The organism is Streptomyces sp. NPDC051018 (assembly GCF_044456085.1).
Lineage (GTDB): Bacteria > Actinomycetota > Actinomycetes > Streptomycetales > Streptomycetaceae > Streptomyces.
Genome location: NZ_JBITFN010000010.1, coordinates 230776 through 247236, shown reverse-complemented (window position 1 = coordinate 247236; position 16461 = coordinate 230776). Strand labels below are relative to the sequence as shown.

The following is a 16461-nucleotide window of genomic DNA, read 5'->3' as shown; positions in this document are numbered from 1 at the left end:
GCATCAGTCTACGTCAGGCCATCCGAAAAGACGAATCCAGCAAGTTTGCCCACTCGGGAAGATCGTTACGCCCCCGATGCTCGGAGAGGGCCCCGGGACCGGTGGCCCGGCGGGCCCGATCCCGGCCCGGAACCGGTCTATCCGAGGGGATCGGGGGCGGCCGTGACACCCAGCTCGGCGAGCTTCGCCCGGCCGCAGTCGGGTGCGGTGAGGACCAGCGGGCCCTCCTCGGTGAGGGCGACCGAGTGCTCCCAGTGCGAGGACCAGGTGCCGTCGGTGGTGATGACGGTCCACTCGTCCTCCAGCACCTGGGTCTTCGGCGTACCGAGGGAGACCATCGGCTCGATCGCCAGACAGAAGCCGGGGACCAGCCGGGGGCCCTTGCCGCGCTTGCGGGCGACATAGTTCAGCAGATGGGGGTCCATGTGCATCTCGGTGCCGATGCCGTGGCCGCCGTACTCCTCGACGATCCCGTACCGTCCGCCGCCGGGCTTCGGCTGGCGGCGGATATAGGTCTCGATGGCGCGGGAGACGTCCACCAGCCGGTTGCCCGCCTTCATGGCGGCGATCCCGGCCCACATGGACTCCTCGGTCACCCGGGACAGCTCCAGCAGCTCCGGAGCGTGGCCCCCGCCGACGAAGACGGTGTACGCCGCGTCGCCGTGCCAGCCGTCGACGATCGCGCCTGCGTCGACGGAGATGATGTCGCCGTCCTTGAGGACGGTCGCCTCGTCCGGGATGCCGTGGACGACGACCTCGTTCACGGAGGTGCAGATCGTGGCGGGGAACCCGCCGTATCCGAGGAAGTTCGACTTGGCGCCGTGGTCGGCGATCACCTTGCGGGCGACCTCGTCGAGATCCTTCGTGGTGGCGCCGGGAACGGCGGCCGCGCGGGTCGCCGCGTGGATCGCGGCGACGACCAGCCCGGCCTCGCGCATCTTCGCGATCTGCTCCGGGCTCTTGATCTGCACCATGGCCCTGCCTGCCCCTCTACGCGGCTCGACCGCCGCCGCTCTCGCACGGGAGGTCGCCCTCCGCTGTCGTTCTCGATTATCCGCTGCCGGGACCGGACCCGTCTCACGCGGACGGCCGCGATGTCCGGGGGACACCGCGGCCGTACTCGGTCCGGGGTACTACTTCTGCACCTTCAGCGCGTCCATCGCGCGCCCGGTGACGTCCTCCACCTTGCCGAGCGCGGAGATCGTGACCACGAGGCCCTGGCCCCGGTAGTAGTCGATGATCGGCTCGGTCTGGGTGTGGTAGACCTCCAGGCGCTTGCGCACGGTCGCCTCGGAGTCGTCGTCACGCTGGTACAGATCGCCGCCGCAGGTGTCGCAGACACCCTCCGTCCTCGGCGGCGCGTACGTCATGTGGAAGACATGACTGGAGTCGTTCCGGCAGATGCGGCGGCCCGCGATCCGCTTCACGACCTCGTCCTCGGGGACCTCCAGGTCGAGCACCGCGTCCAGCGTCATTCCCTCGGCCTTGAGCGTCGCGTCGAGTGCCTCGGCCTGCGAGACATTGCGCGGAAAACCGTCCAGCAGGAAGCCGTTCACGGCGTCCGGCCGATCCATCCGGTCCTTCGCCATCGCGATCGTGACCTCGTCCGGAACCAGCTCACCGGCGTCCATATAGGACTTGGCCTTCCGGCCGAGGTCGGTGCCTTTGCTGATGTTGGCGCGGAACAGGTCGCCCGTGGAGATGTGGGGGATCGAGAGGTTCTCGGCAAGGTACGCGGCCTGCGTTCCCTTGCCGGCACCGGGTGGACCGACGAGGACGATTCTCATCAGCGGAGGAACCCTTCGTAATTGCGCTGCTGAAGCTGGCTCTCGATCTGCTTCACGGTCTCCAGACCCACACCCACGATGATGAGGATGCTCGTCCCGCCGAACGGGAAGTTCTGGTTCGCGCCTCCGAAGCCCGCCAACGCCATCGTCGGAACAAGAGCAATCAGACCCAGGTACAGCGAGCCCGGCCAAGTGATCCTGTTGAGCACATAGCTCAGATACTCGGCTGTAGGACGACCAGCCCGGATACCCGGGATGAAGCCACCATACTTCTTCATGTTGTCCGCGACTTCCTCGGGGTTGAACGAGATGGCCACGTAGAAGAAGGCGAAGAAAACGATGAGAAGGAAGTAGGTGATGATGTAGTAGGGATGATCGCCCTTGACCAGGTGCGCTTCGATCCAGGTCTTCCACGACGAGGTGCCGCTGGAGAACTGGGCCACCAGGGCCGGGATGTAGAGCAGTGACGACGCGAAGATGACCGGGATCACACCCGCCTGGTTGACCTTCAGCGGGATGTATGTAGATGTGCCGCCGTACGAGCGGCGTCCGATCATCCGCTTCGCGTACTGCACCGGAATACGGCGCTGGGCCTGCTCGACGAAGACGACGAGGGCCACCATCACAAAGCCGATGAGAATGACGGTGCCGAACTCGATCCAGCCCTTGGCGAGCGTGCCGCTCTCCTTGATGGCCCACAGGGCGCCGGGGAAGCCGGCGGCGATCGAGATGAACATCAGGATCGACATTCCGTTGCCGATACCGCGGTCGGTGATCAGCTCACCCAGCCACATGACCGCTGCGGTGCCCGCGGTCATCGTGACCACCATCACGACGGTCGTGAAGATCGACTGGTCGGGCACGATCTGATTGCCGACCGAACAGCCCTGGAACAGCATGCCGCTGCGGGCCGTCGCCACCAGGCCGGTGCCCTGGAGCACCGCGAGCGCGACCGTCAGATACCGGGTGTACTGGGTGATCTTCGCGGTGCCGGACTGACCCTCCTTCTTGAGGGCCTCCAGCCTGGGGATGACAACGGTCAGCAGCTGGAGGATGATGCTCGCCGTGATGTACGGCATGATGCCGAGCGCGAAGATGGTGATCTGCAGCAGCGCGCCGCCGCTGAACATGTTCACCAGGCCGAACAGGCTGTTGTTGCTCTTCGACGCCTGATCGACACAGATCTGTACGTTCCCGTAGTCGATTCCCGGAACCGGGATGTGCGACCCGAGCCGGTAGATCACGATGATGGCGAGTGTGAAGAGCAGCTTCTTGCGCAGGTCGGGCGTCTTGAACGCTCGGGCGAACGCGGTGAGCACGGTGCCTCCTGCGACCCCCGCGCTACAGCGTCAGAGGTGACGGTCTTGAGGTTCGACGAATAGGTAATCAGCAATCCGCCGGTCCCGGTGGTAGCGGACCGGACGGAGTGGTTCACAGCAGTGCACGCCACCTTACCGGCGACGGTGCCACCCTTGGAACGACCAACCGGGGATGCCCCTTTTGGGAGGCATCCCCGGCCGGTTGTTTCAGCCTTCAGTCACTGAACTCGTCTCAGACCAGTTCGGTGACGGTGCCGCCGGCGGCGGCGATCTTCTCCTTGGCGGAGCCGGAGACGGCGTCGACCGTCACCTGCAGCGCCACGGAGACCTCGCCCTGGCCGAGGACCTTGACAAGGTGGTTCTTGCGCACCGCGCCCTTGGCGACCAGATCGGCCACCGTGACCTCGCCACCCTCGGGGTAGAGCGCGGCCAGCTTGTCCAGGTTGACGACCTGGTACTCGGTACGGAAGGGGTTCTTGAAGCCCTTGAGCTTCGGGAGACGCATGTGGAGGGGCATCTGCCCGCCCTCGAAGCGCTCCGGAACCTGGTAGCGGGCCTTGGTGCCCTTGGTGCCACGACCAGCGGTCTTACCCTTGGACGCCTCACCACGACCCACACGGGTCTTGGCGGTCTTGGCGCCCGGGGCAGGACGGAGGTTGTGGACCCTCAGCGGGTTGTTCTCCGCCATGTCAGTCGACCTCCTCGACCGTCACGAGGTGGCGGACGGTGTGCACCATGCCGCGGAACTCGGGACGGTCCTCCTTGACAACCACGTCGTTGAGCTTCTTCAGCCCGAGCGAACGCAGGGTGTCGCGGTGGTTCTGCTTGCTGCCGATGTACGACTTCGTCTGCGTGATCTTGAGGCGGGCCATTACGCACCCGCTCCCGCACGCGCACGGAGCAGAGCCGCGGGGGCCACGTCCTCCAGGGGCAGACCGCGGCGGGCCGCGATCTCCTCGGGACGCTGGAGGCCCTTGAGGGCCGCCACGGTCGCGTGCACGATGTTGATCGCGTTGTCGGAGCCGAGCGACTTCGACAGGATGTCGTGAACGCCGGCGCACTCCAGGACGGCGCGCACCGGGCCACCGGCGATCACGCCGGTACCGGGGGAAGCAGGCTTGAGCAGGACGACGCCCGCGGCCTTCTCACCCTGGATGGGGTGCGGGATGGTGCCCTGGATACGGGGGACCTTGAAGAAGTGCTTCTTGGCCTCCTCCACACCCTTGGCGATGGCGGCCGGCACCTCCTTGGCCTTGCCGTAACCGACACCCACGGTGCCGTCACCGTCGCCCACCACGACCAGCGCGGTGAAGCTGAAGCGACGACCACCCTTCACAACCTTGGCGACGCGGTTGATCGCGACGACGCGCTCGACGTACGCGGTCTTCTCGGCGGCGGCTGCGCCACCGTCACGGCCCTTCCGGTCCCGCCGCTCGCCGCCACCGGCACCGCCTCCGCGGCGCTGGGGTCCAGCCATTGGATTTACCTCTCTCTGTTACGTCCGCTAGCTCCGGAACCGGGGCTTAGAACTTCAGCCCGGCTTCGCGGGCGGCGTCGGCCAGAGCGGCAATCCGCCCGGCGTACTGGTTGCCACCGCGGTCGAACACGACGGCCTCGACACCGGCGGCCCTGGCGCGCTCGGCGACGAGGGCGCCGACCTGCTTGGCCTGGGCGCTCTTGTCGCCCTCGCCACCGCGGATCGAGGTGTCCAGGGTCGACGCCGACGCGAGCGTGTGGCCCGCGATGTCGTCGATGACCTGCGCCACGATGTGGCGGTTGGAACGCGTCACGACCAGGCGCGGACGCTCCGGGGTCCCGGAGATGCGCTTGCGGACGCGGATATGGCGGCGCTTGATGGCGGCGCGCTTGTACGCGTCGCCCTTGGCGATCTTCACACCGTATGCCATGGCTTACTTGCCCGCCTTTCCGACCTTGCGGCGGATGACCTCGCCCGCGTACTTGACGCCCTTGGCCTTGTACGGGTCGGGCTTGCGCAGCTTGCGGATGTTCGCGGCGACCTCGCCGACCTTCTGCTTGTCGATGCCCTCGACCGAGAACTTGGTCGGCGACTCGACCTTGAAGGAGATGCCCTCGGGCGCCTCCACCGTGATCGAGTGGCTGTAGCCGAGCTGGAACTCCAGGTTGGAGCCCTTCGCGGCGACGCGGTAACCGACACCGCTGATCTCGAGCGCCTTGGTGTATCCCTGGGTCACACCGGTGATCATGTTCGCCACCAGCGTGCGGGACAGGCCGTGCAGGGCCTTGTTCTGACGCTCGTCGTTGGGACGGGTGACGTTGAGAACGCCGTCGTCGCCCTTCACGATCTCGATCGGCGCCGCGACGGTGTGGGTGAGGGAGCCCTTGGGACCCTTCACCGCGACCGTGCGGCCGTCGATGGTGACGTCCACGCCGGCGGGAACCTGGATGGGGAGCTTGCCGATACGCGACATTGCTTTTCCTCCGTTCCCGACTACCAGACGTAGGCGAGGACTTCCCCACCCACGCCCTTCTTCTGTGCCTGCTGGCCGGTCAGGAGGCCGTGGGACGTGGAGATGATCGCCACGCCGAGGCCGCCGAGCACCTTGGGCAGGTTGGTGGACTTCGCGTACACACGCAGACCCGGCTTCGAGATCCGCTTGATGCCCGCGATGGAGCGCTCGCGGTTCGGACCGAACTTGAGCTCCAGGACGAGGTTCTTGCCGACCTCGGCGTCCTCGACCTTCCAGCCCGTGATGAAGCCCTCCTGCTGGAGGATCTCCGCGATATGCGACTTGATCTTGCTGTGCGGCATCACGACGGAGTCGTGGTACGCCGAGTTCGCGTTACGCAGACGCGTCAGCATGTCCGCGATGGGATCAGTCATGGTCATGAATTGGCCTTCGGCCTCTCTCGCCGGGGTTTCCTGTATGCGCCATCCCTCTCCCCACACAGGGGCGGGACGGGTGCGGCGCGGGGACCTACGGCGTAGTAAGCAATTATCAGCGGGCTTCGCCCGCGAGCGTTACGGGCGACGGGCGCCCAACCCTCCAAGCCTAAGCCATGGAGTGCCGGGCTCCCGCCTGCCCTCTGCTTACCGAGAGTCTCCGGTCGTTCCCGAAAAGCGGGAACTACCAGGAGCTCTTGGTCACGCCCGGCAGCTCGCCGCGGTGAGCCATCTCACGAAGGCACACGCGGCACAGGCCGAACTTGCGGTACACGGAGTGCGGACGGCCGCAGCGCTGGCAGCGGGTGTACGCGCGCACACCGAACTTGGGCTTGCGGGCGGCCTTGGCAATGAGAGCCTTCTTCGCCATCTCGCTCACGCCTCCTTGAAGGGGAAGCCGAGGTGACGAAGGAGCGCGCGGCCCTCAGCGTCGTTGGTCGCCGTGGTGACCACGGTGATGTCCATACCCCGGACGCGGTCGATCTTGTCCTGGTCGATCTCGTGGAACATGACCTGCTCCGTGAGACCGAAGGTGTAGTTGCCACGGCCGTCGAACTGCTTGGGGGACAGACCGCGGAAGTCGCGGATGCGCGGGAGCGCCAGCGACAGGGTGCGGTCCAGGAACTCCCACATGCGGTCGCCGCGGAGGGTGACGTGGGCACCGATCGGCTGGCCCTCACGCAGCTTGAACTGCGCGATGGACTTGCGGGCCTTGGTGACGGCCGGCTTCTGACCGGTGATCGTGGTGAGGTCCTTGATGGCACCCTCGATCAGCTTGGAGTCGCGGGCGGCGTCGCCCACACCCATGTTGACCACGATCTTGACGAGGCCGGGGACCTGCATGACGTTCTCGTACGAGAACTCCTCACGCAGCTTGCCCTTGATCTCCTCGCGGTACTTCGTCTTCAGACGCGGAGTGGTGGTGGTAGCCATCAGATGTCCTCACCCGTCCGCTTGGCAACGCGGATCTTGTTGCCCTCGTCGTCGAAGCGGTAACCGACGCGGGTCACGACCTTCTTGCCGTCCTTCTCCACGACGAGCTGAACATTGCTCACGTGGATGGGGGCCTCGGTGATGACGATCCCGCCGGTCTGCGAACCACGGGCGGTCTGACCCGCCTTGGTGTGCTTCTTGACCCGGTTGACACCCTCGACCAGGACACGGTCCTCGCGGGGGAAGGCCTGGATGACCTTGCCCTGCTTGCCCTTGTCCTTACCGGTGATGACCTGGACCAGGTCGCCCTTCTTGATCTTCATGCTTACAGCACCTCCGGCGCGAGCGAGATGATCTTCATGAACTTCTTCTCGCGCAGCTCACGGCCCACGGGGCCGAAGATACGGGTGCCGCGAGGGTCGCCGTCGTTCTTCAGAATGACGGCGGCGTTCTCGTCGAAGCGGATGTACGAGCCGTCCTGGCGGCGGCGCTCCTTGACGGTGCGAACGATGACCGCCTTGACGACGTCACCCTTCTTCACGTTGCCACCGGGGATCGCGTCCTTGACGGTGGCGACGATGACGTCACCGATGCCCGCGTAGCGGCGGCCGGAACCACCGAGAACACGGATGCAAAGGATCTCCTTGGCACCAGTGTTGTCGGCGACACGCAGCCGCGACTCCTGCTGGATCACGTCTTATCTCCTGTTTGTCTGCCGGTTCCCCGGGGGCCACCCAGTGGCCCCCGGAGCCTGGCGGAACTGACCTGCCGGGTTACCCCGTCAGGCGATCTGTTTCTCAGGAACTCCCTGAGGGGAGTTACTTGGCCTTCTCGAGAATCTCGACGACGCGCCAGTGCTTGGTGGCGGACAGCTTCCGGGTCTCCATCAGGAGGACCCGGTCACCGATGCCGGCCGCGTTCTGCTCGTCGTGGGCCTTGAGCTTGTTCGTACGGCGGATGACCTTGCCGTACAGCGCGTGCTTGACGCGGTCCTCGACGGCGACGACGACGGTCTTGTCCATCTTGTCGCTGACGACCAGGCCCTCACGGGTCTTCCGCGCGTTGCGCTCGGTCTTCTGCTCGGTCACATTGCTCTCGCTCATGAGGCGCTCTCCACCGTCTCGATGCCCAGCTCGCGCTCGCGCATCAGGGTGTAGATCCGCGCGATGTCCTTCCGGACGGCCTTCAGCCGGCCGTGGTTCTCGAGCTGGCCCGTCGCCGCCTGGAAGCGGAGGTTGAACAGCTCTTCCTTGGCCTCGCGGAGCTTGTCGACAAGCTCCTCGTTGCCCAGCTCGCGCAGCTCGGACGCCTTGGTTCCGGCCGACATCACGCCTCACCTGCCTCGCGCCGAACGATGCGGCACTTCATCGGAAGCTTGTGAGCAGCGCGGGTCAGCGCCTCACGAGCAATCTTCTCGTTCGGGTAGGACAGCTCGAACATCACCCGACCGGGCTTGACGTTCGCGACCCACCACTCCGGGGAACCCTTACCGGAACCCATACGGGTCTCGGCGGGCTTCTTCGTCAGCGGACGGTCCGGGTAGATGTTGATCCAGACCTTGCCGCCACGCTTGATGTGGCGGGTCATCGCGATACGGGCCGCCTCGATCTGGCGGTTGGTCACATACGCCGGCGTGAGGGCCTGGATGCCGTACTCGCCGAACGCAACCGTCGTACCACCCTTGGACATACCGCTGCGCTTCGGGTGGTGCTGCTTGCGGTGCTTGACCCTACGGGGGATCAGCATGGCGGTCAGGCCTCCGTTCCGGTGCTCTCAGCAGCCGGAGCAGCGGCAGCGGGAGCCTCGGCCTTGGGGGCCTCGGCGGCTGCGCTCTGCTGCGGCTTGCGGCCGCGGCCGCCACGCTCGCCACCGCGGCCACCACGGCCGGCCGGGCGGTCGGCACCGCCACGGGCCGGGCGGTTGCCGGCGCGGGCCGCGGCGTTCTCGGCGCGGACCTCGGCGATGTTCTTGACATCGCCCTTGTAGATCCAGACCTTCACGCCGATACGGCCGAAGGTGGTCTTGGCCTCGAAGAAGCCGTACTCGACGTTCGCGCGGAGCGTGTGCAGGGGCACGCGGCCCTCGCGGTAGAACTCCGAGCGGGACATCTCGGCGCCGCCGAGACGGCCGCCGCACTGGATCTTGATGCCCTTGGCACCCGCCTTCATCGCCGACTGCATGCTCTTGCGCATGGCACGGCGGAAGGAGACGCGGGAGGACAGCTGCTCGGCAACGGCCTGGGCCACGAGCTGAGCGTCGACCTCGGGGTTCTTGACCTCGAGGATGTTCAGCTGGACCTGCTTGCCCGTGAGCTTCTCGAGGTCGCCGCGGATGCGGTCGGCCTCGGCGCCGCGGCGGCCGATGACGATGCCGGGACGCGCGGTGTGGATGTCCACCCGCACACGGTCACGGGTGCGCTCGATCTCCACCTTCGAGATGCCGGCGCGCTCCATGCCGGACGTCATCATCCTGCGGATGGCGACGTCTTCCTTGACGTAGTCCTTGTACAGCTTGTCGGCGTACCAGCGGGACTTGAAGTCCGTGGTGATACCGAGCCGGAACCCGTGCGGGTTAACCTTCTGGCCCATTACCGGGTTCCTTCCTTGCTGCTGACGACCACGGTGATGTGGCTGGTCCGCTTACGGATCCGGTAGGCACGGCCCTGGGCACGCGGACGGAACCGCTTCAGGGTCGGGCCCTCGTCCACGTACGCCTCGCTGATGAACAGCGAAGAGGCGTCACTGTGGTCGTAGTTGTGCGCGGCGTTGGCGATGGCGCTGTCCAGCACCTTGCCGACGGGCACGCTCGCGGCCTGCGGGGCGAAACGCAGGACCGCCTGAGCCTCCGTGGCGTCCATGCCACGGATGAGGTCCACCACGCGGCGGGCCTTCATGGGCGTGACGCGGATGTACCGCGCCTGGGCCCTGGCTTCCATGGTTGTCCCTTCAGTGTCTGTCATGATCGATCACACCCCGCGATTAGCGGCGCTTCGACTTCCGGTCGTCCTTGACGTGGCCGCGGAAGGTGCGAGTCGGCGCGAATTCACCGAGCTTGTGGCCGACCATCGACTCGGTGACGAACACCGGGACGTGGGTCTTGCCGTTGTGCACCGCGATCGTGTGGCCCAGCATGGCCGGGACGATCATCGAGCGACGGGACCAGGTCTTGATGACGTTCTTGGTGCCTGCCTCGTTCTGTACGTCCACCTTCTTGATCAGGTGGTCGTCGACGAAGGGCCCCTTCTTGAGACTGCGCGGCATCTGAACCCGCTCCTAGCGCTTCTTGTTCGTCTTGCGGCGGCGGACGATGTACTTGCTGCTCGCCTTCTTGGGAGAGCGCGTACGACCCTCCTTCTGACCCCACGGGCTGACCGGGTGGCGACCACCGGAGGTCTTGCCCTCACCACCACCGTGCGGGTGGTCGACCGGGTTCATCGCGACACCGCGGACGGTCGGGCGGACGCCCTTCCAGCGCATCCGGCCGGCCTTGCCCCAGTTGATGTTCGACTGCTCGGCGTTGCCGACCTCGCCGATGGTGGCGCGGCAGCGGACGTCGACCAGCCGGATCTCACCGGACGGCATGCGCAGGTGGGCCATGGTGCCCTCCTTCGCCAGCAGCTGCACGGAGGCACCCGCGGAGCGGGCGAACTTCGCGCCGCCGCCGGGCCGCAGCTCGATGGCGTGGATGGTCGTACCGACCGGGATGTTGCGCAGGGCCAGGTTGTTGCCCGGCTTGATGTCGGCGCCCGGACCGTTCTCGATCCGGTCGCCCTGGCTCAGGCCACGGGGGGCGATGATGTAGCGCTTCTCGCCGTCCGCGTAGTGCAGGAGCGCGATGCGCGCGGTGCGGTTGGGGTCGTACTCGATGTGCGCGACCTTCGCCGGCACGCCGTCCTTGTCGTGACGACGGAAGTCGATCACACGGTAGGCGCGCTTGTGGCCACCGCCCTGGTGGCGGACGGTCACACGACCGGTGTTGTTACGGCCGCCCTTGCTGTGCAGCGGGCGGACCAGCGACTTCTCCGGCGTGGACCGCGTGATCTCGACGAAGTCGGCGACGCTGGAGCCACGGCGGCCCGGAGTCGTCGGCTTGTACTTGCGGATACCCATTGTCTCTCAGTCCTCGGAAATCCGGACTATCTGGACGTCTCGACCCCCGTCAGGAGGTCGGGCCGCCGAAGATGTCGATGCGGTCGCCCTCGGCAAGGGTCACGATGGCGCGCTTGGTGTTGGCGCGCTTGCCGAAACCGGTGCGGGTGCGCTTGCGCTTGCCCTGGCGGTTGATCGTGTTGACCCCGGTGACCTTGACCGAGAAGACCGCCTCGACGGCCTGCTTGATCTGGGTCTTGTTGGCACGCGGGTCGACGATGAACGTGTACTTGTTCTCGTCCAGCAGCGCGTAGCTCTTCTCGGAAACGACCGGCTTGACGAGGATGTCACGCGGGTCCGAGTACGTCTTGCTGGTAACGGTGGCCGTGACGGACTCAGTCATCAGGCGTCGCTCCCTTCGGTCTCGGCGGCCTTGGGGCCAGACACGAAGGACTCGAAGGCGGCCTGGGTGAAGACCACGTCCTCGGAGCGGATCACGTCGTACGTGTTCAGCTGGCCCGGCTCCAGGATGTGCACCTGGGGCAGGTTGCGGGCGGACAGCCACGCGGCCTCGTCGGAGCGCTCGGCGACCAGGAGCAGGTTCTTGCGCTCCGAGATCTTGCCGAGCAGCGTCTTGGCGGCCTTGGTGGAGATGCCACCCTCGACCACGCCGGTGACGACGTGGATACGGGAGTTGCGGGCCCGGTCGGTGAGGGCACCGCGCAGGGCGGCGGCCTTCATCTTCTTCGGGGTCCGCTGCGAGTAGTCGCGCGGCACGGGGCCGTGCACGACGCCACCGCCGGCGAACTGCGGGGCGCGCGTCGAACCCTGGCGGGCGCGGCCGGTGCCCTTCTGGCGGTACGGCTTCCTGCCGCCACCGCGGACCTCGCCACGCGTCTTGGTCTTGTGCGTGCCCTGACGGGCGGCGGCCAGCTGCGCGACGACGACCTGGTGGATCAGCGGGATGCTGACCTTGGCGTCGAAGATCTCGGCCGGGAGCTCGACGGTCCCGGACTTGTCGCCCGCGGGCGACAGAATGTCAATGGTGCTCATAGTCCTCAGGCCCCCTTGGCCGCAGTGCGGACCAGGACCAGGCCGCCGTTGGGACCGGGAACCGCGCCCTTGATGAGCAGCAGGCCCTTCTCCGCGTCAACGGCGTGAACGGTCAGGTTCTGGGTGGTGACCCGCTCGTTGCCCATACGGCCCGCCATGCGGAGGCCCTTGAACACACGGCCCGGGGTGGCGCAGCCACCGATGGAACCGGGAGAGCGGTGCTTGCGCTGGGTGCCGTGACCGGCGCCGAGGCCCTTGAAGTTGTGACGCTTCATGACACCGGCGAAGCCCTTGCCCTTGCTCTTGCCCGTGACGTCGACCTTGACGCCGGACTCGAACACCTCGGCCGTGATCTCCTGGCCGAGCGTGTACTCGGCGGCGTCGGAGGTACGGAGCTCCACCAGGTGGCGGCGGGGGGTCACGTCGGCCTTGGCGAAGTGGCCCTTGAGGGGCTTGTTCACCTTGCGAGGGTCGATCTCGCCGAAGGCGATCTGGACCGACTCGTAGCCGTCGGAGTCATTCGTACGGACCTGGGTGACGACGCAGGGCCCGGCCTTGACGACGGTCACCGGGACGACACGGTTGTTCTCGTCCCAGACCTGGGTCATGCCGAGCTTCTCGCCCAGGACGCCCTTGATCTGCTTAGCCATCTCTTCCGCGCCTCTCAGAGCTTGATCTCGATGTCGACGCCGGCCGGAAGGTCCAGGCGCATCAACGAGTCAACGGTCTTGGGCGTCGGGTCGAGGATGTCGATCAGGCGCTTGTGCGTGCGCATCTCGAAGTGCTCGCGCGAGTCCTTGTACTTGTGCGGCGACTTGATGACGCAGTACACGTTCTTCTCTGTGGGCAGCGGCACCGGGCCCGCGACCGACGCACCAGTACGCGTCACCGTCTCGACGATCTTCTTCGCCGACGAATCGATGACCTCGTGGTCGTAGGCCTTGAGCCGGATGCGGATCTTCTGTCCCGCCATGGCTACTTCGTAGTCCTGTCTCTTCGTACGCTCTGGAATCCGGTGGGCTCTGGTCGCCTTCTCCGACCCACGCGGTCGGGCGTGTCGCAACCCCTCTCCGCAGATATCCCGAAGGATTTCCCAACCGAGGGGGTGCGGGCCGAGGCCGCGTGTCGGGGAGAAGACACCCACCGAATGCCTGGCCGGTACCCCGCTGACGCTTCCCGGAAGATTCCCGTACGTCCGCCCCAGAGCCGCCGGAATGGCAGTTGGGACGACGAGTACTGTGGGACTCGCTTCCGGTCCTCCCGGCGGGAGGCGCGCAGCATCGGCACTCAACCGAGCAACCCGGACAGTCTGCCACACGGGGTCGGGGCCTGGCCAATCGCGGCCAGGAAGGGTACCCCAGGGCGCACGGGGCTGCGGAGGAGGCTCACGGGAGGGCGGTTCGATCGCCCTCGCGAAGGTCTCGCGAAGGTGCAGCGCTCTCCCCATACCCGCCCTGAGCCCGGCTCCGGTCGCCCTTGTCCCGGGCCCCATGAGACCCCCGGCTTCCCATGCCCGGCACCCCCTGCCCGCGCCCGCCGTTCCCTCCGCCTCGCAGCGACCTGAACCGTCCGTCCCGCGCTGCCCGAGCCAGGCGCCCGACAAGATTCGACCAGTGACCGTACGCAGTCGCATGGTCACTTCTCGGCGCGGGTAGGGGCGGCCCCGCCGAGTCCGGGCTCCCGCGAACGCCGTCAGCCACCGCCGGGTGGCGGGGTGCGACTGCCGGCTCGGCCCGCACACCACGGGTGGCAGCGGGCCCACCCTCCGTATCGAGGCGACCGACGCCCGCACGGGCCGGCACCGGACCGCAGGCCCCGACGCCCGGGAGCGAGCCGGGGCGCGGGCCGCTGCCCGGCGAGGCGCCCCGGACCTCTCAGGGGCACCGGATCTACGCCTCTCACCGGAGCACGGGCCCCAGGGTCCCGGTGACGCGGGCGCCCTCTTCCAAGAAACAGAGGAGAAGAAGGAACACCACCCGACCCCACCGCTCTTTTCTCACCGCCCGGGGAGCCTCACCCACACGGGTGAACCTCGCCAACAGGGCTGGTAATGGCAGGGGTTCGGTGATCTACGCTCGCGGCGACCACCGCAGACATGCGACGGCCCCCGCCGGGACTGACCTCCCATGCGAGGGCCTGACCACCGAGGAAGAAAACAGGTCTTCCTGATGGATACACAGCACCTTAGCGTGCCCGAGCACGCCCCGTCCGCCGTTGCCGCGAGGCGGCCCGGCAGGGTTCACGGACCCGCCCGCGACGACCGCCGTGCGTACGAGCCGTACGGCGTGACCCACGACAACACCCGCCACACCAGCCGCTTCACGGTCATCGGCAATCACCTCGCCCAGCACGGCGAGTTATCCCTGCTGGCGATCGGGCTGGCTGTGCACATCCAGTCCCTGCCTGCCGGGGCGCCGGTGGACATCAAATCGCTCGCCGCGCGTTTCCCGGAGGGAGCGGCCCGGATCTCCGGAGCGCTGCGCGAACTGGAGGCGGTCGGCTATCTGCGCCGGGTGAAGGAGCGAATACCGGGCGGCCGGATCATCACCCGCACGGTGTCCTGCAACCAGCCCGCCTCCTCCCGGCGCACCGGGCCCGCAGCCCGGCGGGCCGCTCCGGACCGCACCCGCCCGGCTCCGGCACGTACCCGCGATCCGCACCCCGCGCCCGCCGCCCGACCGGCTGCCGACCGGGCACCCAGAGGGCACTCACCTGCGGCCCGCCCGCCGCGCCGCTCTCCGTACCGCAGCCCGGGTTTCCCACCGAGGCGCTTGTGACAGCGGCGAGGGATCTCCTCGCCGGACTCCACCACACCGATCCGCGCCTGCTGCTCTCCGCACGCGACACGGAGCAACTGGCACCGGGGGTCGCGGCCTGGCTGGAACGCGAGGCGAGCCCCGACGCCGTACGACACGCGCTGACCACGGGCCTGCCCGCCGAGGGCCTCCGCCGCGCGGCCGGGCTGCTGGCCCACCGGCTCACGCGGGGCTCCCACCGGCACCGCCGTTCCGCGCGCCCGCCGAGGGCCCGCGCGAGAGACATCCGCTGCAGAACTGCGACCACTGCGACCGGGCCTTCCGCGCACCGGACCCGGGTCTCTGCACCGGCTGCCGTACGACCACCCGCACAACCGACCCACAACCATAGGAAGCACCTGGTCAGCTCACCCCACGAGGCGATGCACCGCATCTTCCAGGAGTACCCGGAACTGTTCACCGGGGTCTCCCGGTTACTCGGCCTCACCCTGCCCGCGCCGACCACGGCCACGGTCCTGCCGACCGACCTCACGGAGGCCAAACCCGTGGAACGCCGTGTCGACACGCTCCTGCGCTTCGGCACGGAGAACGAAGGGGCTTTCCTCCTGGCCGTTGAGGCCCAGGGCAAGAAGGACCCGTCCAAGCCCGGAAGCTGGGCCTACTACCTCACGTACCTCTACGAGAAGTACCGGGTCCCACCGATGCTGCTGGTGGTCTGCCAGGACCGGACCACCGCCGAATGGGCATCGCGCCCGGTGAGGATCGGGCTGCCCCAGTGGGACTCGGTCGTGCTGCGGCCACTCGTGGCAGGACCCCACAACATGCCGGTGATCACCGACGCGGCGGAGGCAGGCAAGGACCTGGCGCTGGCCACTCTGTCGGCGATCACGCACGCCGCCGATCCGGACGTCGGTGCCATACTGAGGGCGCTGTCCACCGCGCTGCGGGACACACCGGAAACCGTCGCAGACCCCATCGTCGAACTCACCGCACAGGGCCTGGGCAAGCGCCCGGCCGCACAAGAGTGGAGGAACCTGGTGGCCGTGGACCTTTCTTTCTACAAGTCGCCGCTCTCCGAGGAGATCCGGAACGAAGGCCGGGCGCAGAGCATCCTGACCGTGCTGAAGGCGCGCGGGATCGACATCACCGACGAGACCCGCACTCGCATCGCGGAATCCACCGACCCCGAACTCCTGGACCAGTGGCTCGCCCGAGCCGCCCTGGCCGACTCGGCGGACGACGTCTTCACCACCCCATAGCAACCCGTGGGGCCGGCCGACACCCGGCCGGCCCCACGACCAAGCAAACGCCCCACCGCACAGCACAAGAAGAACCCGGTGGCCATGGACCTCTCTTTCTACACATCGCCGCTCTCCGAGGAGATCCGGAACCAAGGCCGGGCGCAAGGCCGGGCGGAAAGCATCCTGACCGTGCTGAAGGTGCGCCGGATCGACATCACCGACGAGACCCGCGCCCGCATCACGGAATGCACCGACCTCGAACTCCTGGACCAGTGGTTCACCCGAGCCATCCTGGCCGACTCCGCAGACGACATCTTCACCACCCCATAGCAACCCGTGGGGCCGGCCGACACCCGGCCGG

Annotated in this window: 26 protein-coding genes and 1 pseudogene; 3 read left to right on the top strand and 24 right to left on the bottom strand. The window is 67.4% G+C overall.

The genetic code is table 11. The features are described from left to right. Positions 1-137 precede the first annotated feature (137 nt). The 24 genes from map to rpsJ form a co-directional block, all read right to left on the bottom strand. Positions 138-974, bottom strand: coding sequence for a type I methionyl aminopeptidase (gene map / locus ACIBCM_RS19600; RefSeq protein ID WP_399244799.1), 837 nt, complete (start codon positions 972-974; stop codon positions 138-140). A 159-nt stretch (positions 975-1133) separates the two neighbouring features. After that, complete coding sequence (locus tag ACIBCM_RS19595) at positions 1134-1787, bottom strand: adenylate kinase (RefSeq protein ID WP_399244797.1); 654 nt, start codon at positions 1785-1787, stop codon at positions 1134-1136. Next, positions 1787-3106, bottom strand: coding sequence for a preprotein translocase subunit SecY (secY, locus tag ACIBCM_RS19590; protein WP_399244795.1), 1320 nt, complete (start codon positions 3104-3106; stop codon positions 1787-1789). Before secY ends, ACIBCM_RS19595 begins: the two co-directional genes overlap by 1 nt. A gap of 232 nt (positions 3107-3338) precedes the next feature. Next, positions 3339-3794 (bottom strand): 50S ribosomal protein L15, encoded by a 456-nt coding sequence (gene rplO, locus ACIBCM_RS19585; RefSeq protein WP_399244794.1) that lies wholly within the window; start codon positions 3792-3794, stop codon positions 3339-3341. Between the two features lies 1 nt (position 3795). Continuing rightward, positions 3796-3978: a 50S ribosomal protein L30 gene (rpmD, locus tag ACIBCM_RS19580; RefSeq protein WP_006347219.1), complete on the bottom strand. Its 183-nt coding sequence runs from the start codon at positions 3976-3978 to the stop codon at positions 3796-3798. Then, entirely contained in the window at positions 3978-4583 is a 606-nt protein-coding gene (gene rpsE / locus ACIBCM_RS19575) for a 30S ribosomal protein S5 (protein WP_016645168.1), read from the bottom strand. The genes rpmD and rpsE overlap by 1 nt, the downstream gene beginning before the upstream one ends. A gap of 46 nt (positions 4584-4629) precedes the next feature. Further along, entirely contained in the window at positions 4630-5013 is a 384-nt protein-coding gene (rplR, locus tag ACIBCM_RS19570; RefSeq protein ID WP_389266419.1) for a 50S ribosomal protein L18, read from the bottom strand. A 3-nt stretch (positions 5014-5016) separates the two neighbouring features. Beyond that, positions 5017-5556 (bottom strand): 50S ribosomal protein L6, encoded by a 540-nt coding sequence (rplF, locus tag ACIBCM_RS19565; protein ID WP_399244790.1) that lies wholly within the window; start codon positions 5554-5556, stop codon positions 5017-5019. 20 nt (positions 5557-5576) lie between these two features. After that, entirely contained in the window at positions 5577-5975 is a 399-nt protein-coding gene (gene rpsH / locus ACIBCM_RS19560) for a 30S ribosomal protein S8 (RefSeq protein WP_005313538.1), read from the bottom strand. A gap of 238 nt (positions 5976-6213) precedes the next feature. Beyond that, entirely contained in the window at positions 6214-6399 is a 186-nt protein-coding gene (locus tag ACIBCM_RS19555; protein ID WP_003956452.1) for a type Z 30S ribosomal protein S14, read from the bottom strand. Positions 6400-6404: 5 nt separating this feature from the next. Then, positions 6405-6962 carry a 50S ribosomal protein L5 gene (gene rplE, locus ACIBCM_RS19550; RefSeq protein WP_389266423.1) on the bottom strand — a complete coding sequence of 186 codons (558 nt, stop codon included), beginning with the start codon at positions 6960-6962 and terminating at the stop codon, positions 6405-6407. Continuing rightward, the gene (rplX, locus tag ACIBCM_RS19545; protein WP_399244788.1) at positions 6962-7285 is read right to left on the bottom strand and encodes a 50S ribosomal protein L24; all 324 of its coding nucleotides are present in this window, start codon (positions 7283-7285) and stop codon (positions 6962-6964) included. The genes rplE and rplX overlap by 1 nt, the downstream gene beginning before the upstream one ends. 2 nt (positions 7286-7287) lie before the next feature. Continuing rightward, on the bottom strand, positions 7288-7656 hold the full coding sequence (gene rplN / locus ACIBCM_RS19540; RefSeq protein WP_003956455.1) for a 50S ribosomal protein L14: 369 nt from the start codon (positions 7654-7656) through the stop codon (positions 7288-7290). 124 nt (positions 7657-7780) lie between these two features. After that, positions 7781-8065 (bottom strand): 30S ribosomal protein S17, encoded by a 285-nt coding sequence (rpsQ, locus tag ACIBCM_RS19535; RefSeq protein WP_399244786.1) that lies wholly within the window; start codon positions 8063-8065, stop codon positions 7781-7783. Then, the gene (rpmC, locus tag ACIBCM_RS19530) at positions 8062-8289 is read right to left on the bottom strand and encodes a 50S ribosomal protein L29 (RefSeq protein WP_399244784.1); all 228 of its coding nucleotides are present in this window, start codon (positions 8287-8289) and stop codon (positions 8062-8064) included. Before rpmC ends, rpsQ begins: the two co-directional genes overlap by 4 nt. Beyond that, positions 8289-8708, bottom strand: coding sequence for a 50S ribosomal protein L16 (gene rplP, locus ACIBCM_RS19525; protein WP_389266431.1), 420 nt, complete (start codon positions 8706-8708; stop codon positions 8289-8291). Before rplP ends, rpmC begins: the two co-directional genes overlap by 1 nt. Positions 8709-8713: 5 nt before the next feature. Next, a complete protein-coding gene (gene rpsC / locus ACIBCM_RS19520; RefSeq protein WP_389266433.1) occupies positions 8714-9550 on the bottom strand; it encodes a 30S ribosomal protein S3 in 837 nt (278 codons plus the stop codon). Further along, a complete protein-coding gene (gene rplV, locus ACIBCM_RS19515) occupies positions 9550-9897 on the bottom strand; it encodes a 50S ribosomal protein L22 (RefSeq protein ID WP_058848120.1) in 348 nt (115 codons plus the stop codon). Before rplV ends, rpsC begins: the two co-directional genes overlap by 1 nt. Positions 9898-9940: 43 nt before the next feature. Next, positions 9941-10222 (bottom strand): 30S ribosomal protein S19, encoded by a 282-nt coding sequence (gene rpsS, locus ACIBCM_RS19510; RefSeq protein ID WP_109295548.1) that lies wholly within the window; start codon positions 10220-10222, stop codon positions 9941-9943. Positions 10223-10234: 12 nt separating this feature from the next. Next, positions 10235-11071 (bottom strand): 50S ribosomal protein L2, encoded by an 837-nt coding sequence (gene rplB / locus ACIBCM_RS19505; RefSeq protein ID WP_389266436.1) that lies wholly within the window; start codon positions 11069-11071, stop codon positions 10235-10237. Between the two features lie 49 nt (positions 11072-11120). After that, a complete protein-coding gene (gene rplW, locus ACIBCM_RS19500; protein ID WP_399244781.1) occupies positions 11121-11453 on the bottom strand; it encodes a 50S ribosomal protein L23 in 333 nt (110 codons plus the stop codon). Then, entirely contained in the window at positions 11453-12103 is a 651-nt protein-coding gene (rplD, locus tag ACIBCM_RS19495) for a 50S ribosomal protein L4 (RefSeq protein WP_399244779.1), read from the bottom strand. The genes rplW and rplD overlap by 1 nt, the downstream gene beginning before the upstream one ends. 5 nt (positions 12104-12108) lie before the next feature. Further along, positions 12109-12753, bottom strand: coding sequence for a 50S ribosomal protein L3 (rplC, locus tag ACIBCM_RS19490; RefSeq protein WP_313944689.1), 645 nt, complete (start codon positions 12751-12753; stop codon positions 12109-12111). Between the two features lie 14 nt (positions 12754-12767). Then, complete coding sequence (gene rpsJ, locus ACIBCM_RS19485) at positions 12768-13076, bottom strand: 30S ribosomal protein S10 (RefSeq protein ID WP_003948644.1); 309 nt, start codon at positions 13074-13076, stop codon at positions 12768-12770. A 1195-nt stretch (positions 13077-14271) separates the two neighbouring features. Here rpsJ and ACIBCM_RS19480 point away from each other — a divergent pair. From ACIBCM_RS19480 to ACIBCM_RS19470, 3 genes and pseudogenes are all read left to right on the top strand, one after another. After that, positions 14272-15250: pseudogene (locus ACIBCM_RS19480) on the top strand (helix-turn-helix domain-containing protein). 7 nt (positions 15251-15257) lie between these two features. Then, positions 15258-16118: a hypothetical protein gene (locus ACIBCM_RS19475; RefSeq protein WP_399244906.1), complete on the top strand. Its 861-nt coding sequence runs from the start codon at positions 15258-15260 to the stop codon at positions 16116-16118. Between the two features lie 84 nt (positions 16119-16202). After that, entirely contained in the window at positions 16203-16430 is a 228-nt protein-coding gene (locus ACIBCM_RS19470) for a hypothetical protein (RefSeq protein ID WP_399244905.1), read from the top strand. Positions 16431-16461 lie beyond the last annotated feature (31 nt).

Coding starts and splice junctions, on each gene's coding strand:
- rpsH (WP_005313538.1), bottom strand. CDS start 5,975: ATGACCATGACTGATCCCATCGCGGACATGCTGACGCGTCTGCGTAAC.
- rplP (WP_389266431.1), bottom strand. CDS start 8,708: ATGCTGATCCCCCGTAGGGTCAAGCACCGCAAGCAGCACCACCCGAAG.
- rplW (WP_399244781.1), bottom strand. CDS start 11,453: ATGACTGAGTCCGTCACGGCCACCGTTACCAGCAAGACGTACTCGGAC.
- rpmD (WP_006347219.1), bottom strand. CDS start 3,978: ATGGCCCGCCTCAAGATCACGCAGACGAAGTCGTACATCGGCAGCAAG.
- ACIBCM_RS19555 (WP_003956452.1), bottom strand. CDS start 6,399: ATGGCGAAGAAGGCTCTCATTGCCAAGGCCGCCCGCAAGCCCAAGTTC.
- rplB (WP_389266436.1), bottom strand. CDS start 11,071: ATGGGTATCCGCAAGTACAAGCCGACGACTCCGGGCCGCCGTGGCTCC.
- rpmC (WP_399244784.1), bottom strand. CDS start 8,289: ATGTCGGCCGGAACCAAGGCGTCCGAGCTGCGCGAGCTGGGCAACGAG.
- map (WP_399244799.1), bottom strand. CDS start 974: ATGGTGCAGATCAAGAGCCCGGAGCAGATCGCGAAGATGCGCGAGGCC.
- rplC (WP_313944689.1), bottom strand. CDS start 12,753: ATGGCTAAGCAGATCAAGGGCGTCCTGGGCGAGAAGCTCGGCATGACC.
- rplF (WP_399244790.1), bottom strand. CDS start 5,556: ATGTCGCGTATCGGCAAGCTCCCCATCCAGGTTCCCGCCGGCGTGGAC.
- rplE (WP_389266423.1), bottom strand. CDS start 6,962: ATGGCTACCACCACCACTCCGCGTCTGAAGACGAAGTACCGCGAGGAG.
- rpsJ (WP_003948644.1), bottom strand. CDS start 13,076: ATGGCGGGACAGAAGATCCGCATCCGGCTCAAGGCCTACGACCACGAG.
- rplD (WP_399244779.1), bottom strand. CDS start 12,103: ATGAGCACCATTGACATTCTGTCGCCCGCGGGCGACAAGTCCGGGACC.
- ACIBCM_RS19470 (WP_399244905.1), top strand. CDS start 16,203: ATGGACCTCTCTTTCTACACATCGCCGCTCTCCGAGGAGATCCGGAAC.
- rplX (WP_399244788.1), bottom strand. CDS start 7,285: ATGAAGATCAAGAAGGGCGACCTGGTCCAGGTCATCACCGGTAAGGAC.
- rpsE (WP_016645168.1), bottom strand. CDS start 4,583: ATGGCTGGACCCCAGCGCCGCGGAGGCGGTGCCGGTGGCGGCGAGCGG.
- rplO (WP_399244794.1), bottom strand. CDS start 3,794: ATGGCGGAGAACAACCCGCTGAGGGTCCACAACCTCCGTCCTGCCCCG.
- rpsC (WP_389266433.1), bottom strand. CDS start 9,550: ATGGGCCAGAAGGTTAACCCGCACGGGTTCCGGCTCGGTATCACCACG.
- rplV (WP_058848120.1), bottom strand. CDS start 9,897: ATGGAAGCCAGGGCCCAGGCGCGGTACATCCGCGTCACGCCCATGAAG.
- rplR (WP_389266419.1), bottom strand. CDS start 5,013: ATGGCATACGGTGTGAAGATCGCCAAGGGCGACGCGTACAAGCGCGCC.
- rpsS (WP_109295548.1), bottom strand. CDS start 10,222: ATGCCGCGCAGTCTCAAGAAGGGGCCCTTCGTCGACGACCACCTGATC.
- ACIBCM_RS19595 (WP_399244797.1), bottom strand. CDS start 1,787: ATGAGAATCGTCCTCGTCGGTCCACCCGGTGCCGGCAAGGGAACGCAG.
- rpsQ (WP_399244786.1), bottom strand. CDS start 8,065: ATGAGCGAGAGCAATGTGACCGAGCAGAAGACCGAGCGCAACGCGCGG.